The organism is Cellulomonas sp. P4_H12 (assembly GCF_056400905.1).
On sequence record NZ_JBFUKJ010000060.1, the window covers coordinates 1 to 6,095 of the forward strand.

At 75.3% G+C, this 6,095-nt stretch carries 7 protein-coding genes; 3 read left to right on the forward strand and 4 right to left on the reverse strand.

What is annotated here, in order from left to right; genetic code table 11:
* The 3 genes from AC1DQC_RS19655 to AC1DQC_RS19665 form a co-directional block, all read right to left on the reverse strand.
* On the reverse strand, positions 1-1,489 hold a 1,489-nt coding region (locus AC1DQC_RS19655), incomplete at its 3' end, for an AAA family ATPase (protein ID WP_477052915.1).
* Positions 1,489-2,652: an exonuclease SbcCD subunit D gene (locus AC1DQC_RS19660; protein ID WP_477052916.1), complete on the reverse strand. Its 1,164-nt coding sequence runs from the start codon at positions 2,650-2,652 to the stop codon at positions 1,489-1,491. The genes AC1DQC_RS19660 and AC1DQC_RS19655, both read right to left, overlap by 1 nt.
* 55 nt (positions 2,653-2,707) lie before the next feature.
* The gene (locus AC1DQC_RS19665; RefSeq protein WP_477052917.1) at positions 2,708-3,040 is read right to left on the reverse strand and encodes an STAS domain-containing protein; all 333 of its coding nucleotides are present in this window, start codon (positions 3,038-3,040) and stop codon (positions 2,708-2,710) included.
* A 147-nt stretch (positions 3,041-3,187) separates the two neighbouring features.
* On the opposite strand from AC1DQC_RS19665, the gene AC1DQC_RS19670 reads away from it, so the two are divergent.
* Complete coding sequence (locus tag AC1DQC_RS19670) at positions 3,188-3,580, forward strand: PPOX class F420-dependent oxidoreductase (RefSeq protein ID WP_477052918.1); 393 nt, start codon at positions 3,188-3,190, stop codon at positions 3,578-3,580.
* Between the two features lie 3 nt (positions 3,581-3,583).
* Here the strand turns inward: AC1DQC_RS19670 and AC1DQC_RS19675 are convergent, their stop codons facing one another.
* Positions 3,584-4,075 (reverse strand): aminoacyl-tRNA deacylase, encoded by a 492-nt coding sequence (locus AC1DQC_RS19675; RefSeq protein WP_477052919.1) that lies wholly within the window; start codon positions 4,073-4,075, stop codon positions 3,584-3,586.
* Between the two features lie 65 nt (positions 4,076-4,140).
* Here AC1DQC_RS19675 and AC1DQC_RS19680 point away from each other — a divergent pair, with 65 nt between their 5' ends.
* Together AC1DQC_RS19680 and AC1DQC_RS19685 are read left to right on the forward strand one after the other, a co-directional pair.
* The gene (locus AC1DQC_RS19680; RefSeq protein WP_477052920.1) at positions 4,141-4,851 is read left to right on the forward strand and encodes a DUF1361 domain-containing protein; all 711 of its coding nucleotides are present in this window, start codon (positions 4,141-4,143) and stop codon (positions 4,849-4,851) included.
* Positions 4,848-5,933, forward strand: coding sequence for a phosphotransferase family protein (locus AC1DQC_RS19685; protein WP_477052921.1), 1,086 nt, complete (start codon positions 4,848-4,850; stop codon positions 5,931-5,933). Before AC1DQC_RS19680 ends, AC1DQC_RS19685 begins: the two co-directional genes overlap by 4 nt.
* Positions 5,934-6,095: the final 162 nt, after the last annotated feature.

Consider the following 6,095-nt stretch of genomic DNA (forward strand, 5'->3'; position numbering starts at 1 on the left):
TCCTCGCGTCGAGCGCGTCCGCGAGCGCCCGCTCCGCGGCGGCGAGGTCGGCGTGCGCGGTGACCAGGWCGAGGGCGGCGGCCAGCGCGGCGTCCCGGTCGCCGCGAGACGCCGCCAGCGCGCGGGCCGTCTCGAGCTCCGCGACAAGGGCGGTGCGGGCCTCCGGGCGCCCGGCGAGCCACTGGTCGTCGGCGTCGATCGCACCGACCAGGTCGTCGATGGCGTGCCGAGCCTGGCGGACAGCGCGCCGGCGCGACTCGAGCCCCGCCTCGACATCGACCAGCCGACCGAGCGCGGCCGAGAGTTCGACCGCCGAGCGGCCCTCGGCCTGCACGTGGGCGCGCAGGTCGGTGCCGGGCGGCGCCTGCGCGATGTCGGGCGGCGCACCGTCGAGCGCGGCGGCGACGGTCTTGCGGGCGGCGTCGAGGGCCGTGGCCGCACGCTCGGCACMGAGCAGCAGGGGTCGGACCGCCTGCGCCGCGCGGGCCGCGGTCAGCCGCAGGATCGCCTCCGAGTTGAGGTCGGCGGACGCGTCGAGCGCCGCCCGCTCCGCCCGCAGCGCGTCGCGCCGGACGAGGAGGGCATGGGTCGAGGTCGCCTCGTCGAGGCGCGCGCGCGACTCCTGCCGGGCGACGTCCGCGGCCGTGGCGGCCGTCCGCGCACGCGACGCCTCGGTGTCGAGCACGTCCGTCCGCGCGCGGACGGCGACCCGCACGTCCGCCACGAGCTCGTGGGTGCGGAGCACGGCGGCGTCGACGGCCGCCCGCAGCTCGGCGGCATCCTCCGCGCCGAGGCGCGCGGCCCCGACCAGCTGCGACGTCCCCGACGTGAGCGCCGCCCGCGCGGCCTCGCTCGCCCGGTCGCTCTCGCGGCGCAGCTCCGCCAGCCGCTGCTGGAGGCGCTCGTACACCTCGGTGCCGAAGATCTTCTGCAGCAGGCCGCGCCGCTCCTCGGGCTTCGCGCGCAGGAAGCGGGCGAACTCGCCCTGCGGCAGCACGATCGTCTGCACGAACTGCGTGCGGTCCAGCCCGACGGCCTGCTGGATCTCGGCGCCCACCTCGTCCAGCCGGTTGCCCAGCGGCACCCCGACGGCGTCCAGGGTGGTCGGGTCCAGCTCGACACCGGCGGGCAGGCGCCACGCCTTCACGGTGGCGTTCGCCGTGGTGGTGCCGGCGCCGCGCCGCTTGGCGCGCTGGTAGGCGGGCGTGCGCCGCACGCGGTAGACGCCCGAGGGCACCTCGAAGACCAGGTCGACGACGCTCTCGACGTCGTCAGGCGCGTACGCGGAGCGGAGCCGGTCCTCCGACGCCTCGCTGGACGCGACCTTGCCGTACAGGGCGAACACCACGGCGTCGATGAGGGTCGACTTGCCCGAGCCGGTGGGCCCCTCGAGCAGGAACAGCCCGGCCTGGCCGAGCGCGTCGAAGTCGACCGTGTGGCGGCCCGCGAACGGGCCGATCGCCTGGACCGTGAGCGAGCGCAGGTGCATCAGGCGCTCCGCTCGATCGCGGCGACGTCCTCGTAGGCCCGGCGCAGCACGTCGACCTCGTCGGGCGTCGGTCGGTGGCCCGTGACGTGGGCCAGGAAGTCGGCGGTCACGTCGAGGGGGTCGTGCGCGGCGGTCACGACGGTGGTGCGGGAGGGCGCGGCCGCCTCGGCGGGGCGGTGCTGGACCACGAGGGCGTGCGGGAAGCGCTGCTTCACGCGCCGGTAGAGGTCCTGCGGCCGGTGCGCGTCGGTGACGGTCACCCGCGCCCAGTGGTCGGTGTGCGGCTCCCCCGCGGCGCCCAGCAGCTCGTCCAGCGTGCCCGTCACGTCGGCGAGCCGGCGCGGGACCGGAGCGGCGACCAGGGACGCGCGGACCTCGCCGCCGGCCAGGTCCACCAGGACCGTCGACTTCGCGTGGTGCTGCTCGGAGAACGAGTACGCCAGCGGGGAGCCGCTGTAGCGCAGCGTCGTGCCCGCCGGTCCCGTGAGGGTCTGCGGGCCGTGCAGGTGCCCGAGCGCGACGTAGTCCGCGCCGGCGAACACACCGGCCGGCACCTGGTCCACGCCGCCCACCCGGATGTCCCGCTCGGACTCCGTCGGCGCGCCGCCGATGACGAACGCGTGCGCGGCCACCACCGTCCGGGGTCGAGCGGAGCCCGTGCGTGTCGCGACGTCCGCCCGGATGCGCCGCATCGCCGCCGCGGCGACGGCCTCGTGCGAGCGGGCCAGCGGGTCGGCGCCGTCCGCCAGCTCGACGCGGGCGAAGTCGGGGTCGAGGTACGGGACGCCGTAGACCAGCACGTCGCCCTCGTCGTCGGCGAGCACGACGGGCTCGGCCAGGCCGGCGACGCGGGTGCGCAGGCGCACGCGGTCCCGCATGAGGGCGGAGCCGAAGCCGAGCCGCGTGGCCGAGTCGTGGTTGCCCGACGTGACCACGACCGTGGTGTGCTCGGCCAGGCGCGCGAGCGTGTCGGAGAGGAGGGTCACCGCCTCGACGGGCGGGATGGCGCGGTCGTAGACGTCGCCCGCGACGACCACCGCGTCCACGTCCTCGTCGCGCACGACGTCGACCAGGTGCGCCAGGTACGCCGCCTGGTGGTCGAGCAGATCGACCCCGTGCAGCGTCCGGCCCAGGTGCCAGTCCGACGTGTGCAACAACCGCATGCGGCGAACGTAGACCAGCCCACCGACACCCCGACCGACCGTGCGCGGGTGTCGGTCAGACGGCCGACGGCAGCTCGCCGGACAGGCCGACCATGTCGAGGACGTCCCGCAGCACGCGGTGCGGGTCCAGCAGCGTGACCGGGATGCCGGCCTCGGACGCCGCCAGGTGCAGCTGCAGGACGAACGCGATCCCCGACGAGTCGATGAACGTCGCCTGCGTGGAGTCGATCATCACGGGGTGGCCCGTCACCAGCGCGAGGCCCATGCAGACGCTGGCCTCGTCACGCAGCGCGGCGTCGATCTCCCCGACGAGGACGATCACGGTGCGGTTCTCCTGGGCGTCGACCCGGATGGTCCCGGCCGCGGCGGCGTGCTCGATCAGGTCCATTGCTCCTCAGTTCTCGCCCCCGGTCGACGCCGGAGCTGCATTCCGGCGGGACGACGCTACCCGCCCCCGCGGGATGCGCCATCCGAGATGTGGAACGGCCACCCGCCCCGCCGGGTTCCCGGCGTGGGCCCGGGTTAGCCTCTGGCCATGGCCACCACCGAGCTCCCCGCCAGCCACGCCGACCTCCTCGAGCGCCCCCTGTTCGGGCACCTCGCGACCGTCGCGCCGGACGGGTCCCCGCACAGCAGCGTCATGTGGTTCGTCTGGGACGGCGAGGTGCTGCGGTTCACGCACACGTCGACGCGACAGAAGTTCAAGAACCTCCAGGTGGAGCCGCGGATCGCCCTGTCGATCCACGACCCGGAGGACGGCTACCGGTCCCTCGAGGTGCGCGGTGTCGTCGAGTCGACCGTGCCGGACGACGAGGTGGCCAGCTTCTACAAGTCGCTGCAGGCCCGGTACGGCCAGGACTACGAGATCACCGACGCAGCCAAGCGCGTGATCCTCACGGTGCGGCCGACGACGTTCGTCGTGAAGTAGCCCTCAGCCCTCGGGGTCGGTGACGTCGGAGACGGTCGCGCTCAGCGCCTTGACCAGCTCCGCACCGTCGACGTTCGCCGCGACCCCGTGCGCGCCCGCGCCGATCGACACGGTCCGCGTGGGCACGCGCGAGTCGGCGACGACCGGCCACTCCACGAGCGAGCCGAACGGCGTGATGGTGCCGCGCACGTAGCCGGTGACGTCCTTGGCGGTCTCCGCGTCGGGCATCGACAGGCGCGTGACGCCGAGCAGGGCGCGCAGCTTGGGCCACGAGATCGTCCGGTCGCCGGGCACCAGCACGAACAGGAAGTCGTCGTCCCCGCGCCGGACCACGATGGTCTTCACGATGCCGGCGGGATCGATGCCGCGGGCCTCGGCCGCCTCGGCCAGCGACCGGACCGGGCCGTGCCGGGTGACCTCGAACGCGATCCCGGAGGCCTCGAGGCCGGCGACGGCGCGCCGCTCCCCCTCGCTCGGTGCGGCTGCGTCGCTCATGCGGTCACTGTAGGGACGCGCGCGCCCTGCGGCATGCTGGGCGCTCCGACGACGAGAGGACGTGCATGCTCGGCAGCCTGGTGCTCGGCGTCGTGCTGATGAACCTGCTGGCGCTCGCGCTCGTCGGCGCCCGCAGCCGCGTGTTCCACACCGTGCTGTACCGCCCGATGCTGCTCAACCTGGCGCTGTCGGTCGCCCCGCTGCTGGTGCTCGTGGTCGGCCTGGTGGTCGTGGTGCTCTCCCGGATCGTGCTCCCCGGCCCGGTGGTCGCCGTCGTGCTCGTGGTCGCCGCCGCCGTCTGGTTGCTGCTGCTGCCGAACGCGGGCTACCTCATCACCGAGCTCAACCTGAGCCACCGGCGCGACGACGACGGCGTGCCCATGTGGTTCGACGTCGTCCTCGTGGTCTCGCTGGCGATGTCGGGCGTGCTCAACACCGTGCTCAACGTGTTCGTCGTGCAGCTCGTCTGGGTGCTGGAGGTGCACGGCGACGAGGCCGCGCCGCTGCAGGGCCTCGACGCGCGGCTGGTGGTGGTCGCGATCCTGCTGCTGGTGTCGTTCGGCATGTACCTCGGTCGGTCGGTGCGCCTGAACAGCTGGGACGTCCGCCACCCGCGGTCGGTGGTCGACAAGGTGGTCGGTCACCTGCGCGAGCCCGGGGCAGGCGGCAACGCCCTCGGGTTCACGCTGCTGTACGCCCTCTTCCTGGGGATCATGTACGTCGTGGTGGTGGGGCCGATCGTCGCCGCCCTGGTGGCCCTGGAGGCGGCGCGGTGACCGACGACGCCGTCGCCCTCGCCTCCGCCGCGCTCGGCGTCGCGCTCACAGACCCGCGGCCGCTCGGCGGGTCCGACCGGTCGACCGTGCTGAGGTGCCAGTCGCCGACGGGCTCGGTGGTGGTCAAGCAGTACCCGGGCGGCGGTGCCGCGGGCGAGGCGTACGCGCGCGAGGTCGCCGGGCTCCGGGCCCTGGACCGCGCGCCGGACCTGCTGGCCACCGACGACGAGCACCGGATCCTGGTGATGACCGACCTGGGCACCGGTCCGACGCTGGCGGACCTGCTGCTGGGCGACGATCCCGCGGCCGCGTGGGACGGCGCGCTGGGCTGGGTCGAGGCGCTCGCCGACGCCCTCGGACGCTCCCACCGGACCGCCGCGGACGTCGACCTCCCGGCCCACGACACCGCCGCCGCCGCGCGCACCGGCGTCCGCCGCCTGCTCGACGACGTGGTGGAGCGCCCGGCGGACCCGACGCTCGAGGACGAGCTGGAGGCCATCTCGACGCTCGACCACCGCGACGCGGTGCGGGACCCCGACCTGCCCGCCGCCGACGTCGTCTCGCCCACGGACACCTGCCCCGACAACGCGGTCCGCACGGCCGCCGGCTGGCGGTTCCTCGACCTCGAGGGCGCGACCGTGCACCACGTGGCGTACGACGCGGCCTACGCGGCGATGCCGTTCTCCACGTGCTGGTGCGTGTTCGACCCGCCGGCGGGGTTCACCGACCGGCTGCTCGACCGGTTCGCCGCGGCCCTGGAGCCGCACCTGCCCAGCGTCGTGCGCGAGCCCGGGTGGAGCCGCGCCGTGGACCTGGCGTGCGCCGCCTGGATCCTCGCGATGACGGGCTGGCTCATCGACGGTGCCGACGAGGACCGCCCCCGCGTCGGGCCGCCCGGCGTGCCGTCGCCGTCCTACCGCCAGCTGCTCACCACGCGGTGGCGCTGGGGCGCGGGCCGGCTGCGGTCGAGCCTGCCGGCCGTGGCCGGGCTCCTCGGCGAGGCCGCCACCTGGGCCGACGAGGTCTGGGGCACGTCCGCGGCGCCCGTCGGCCCGTACCGGGCGTTCGCCCACGACGAATGAGCGCGCGGTCCCGGGCGTCGACCTGGGAGACTGGGCCGTCGTGAGCACGCCGTCCCCCGCCCCCGCCGACCCGTCCGGGTCCGGAGACGGGCGACCCCGCAGGGGCGCTCGTCGGGGGCGCGGCCGCGGTCCCCGTGGCCGCACGGCCCCGCGCGACGACGC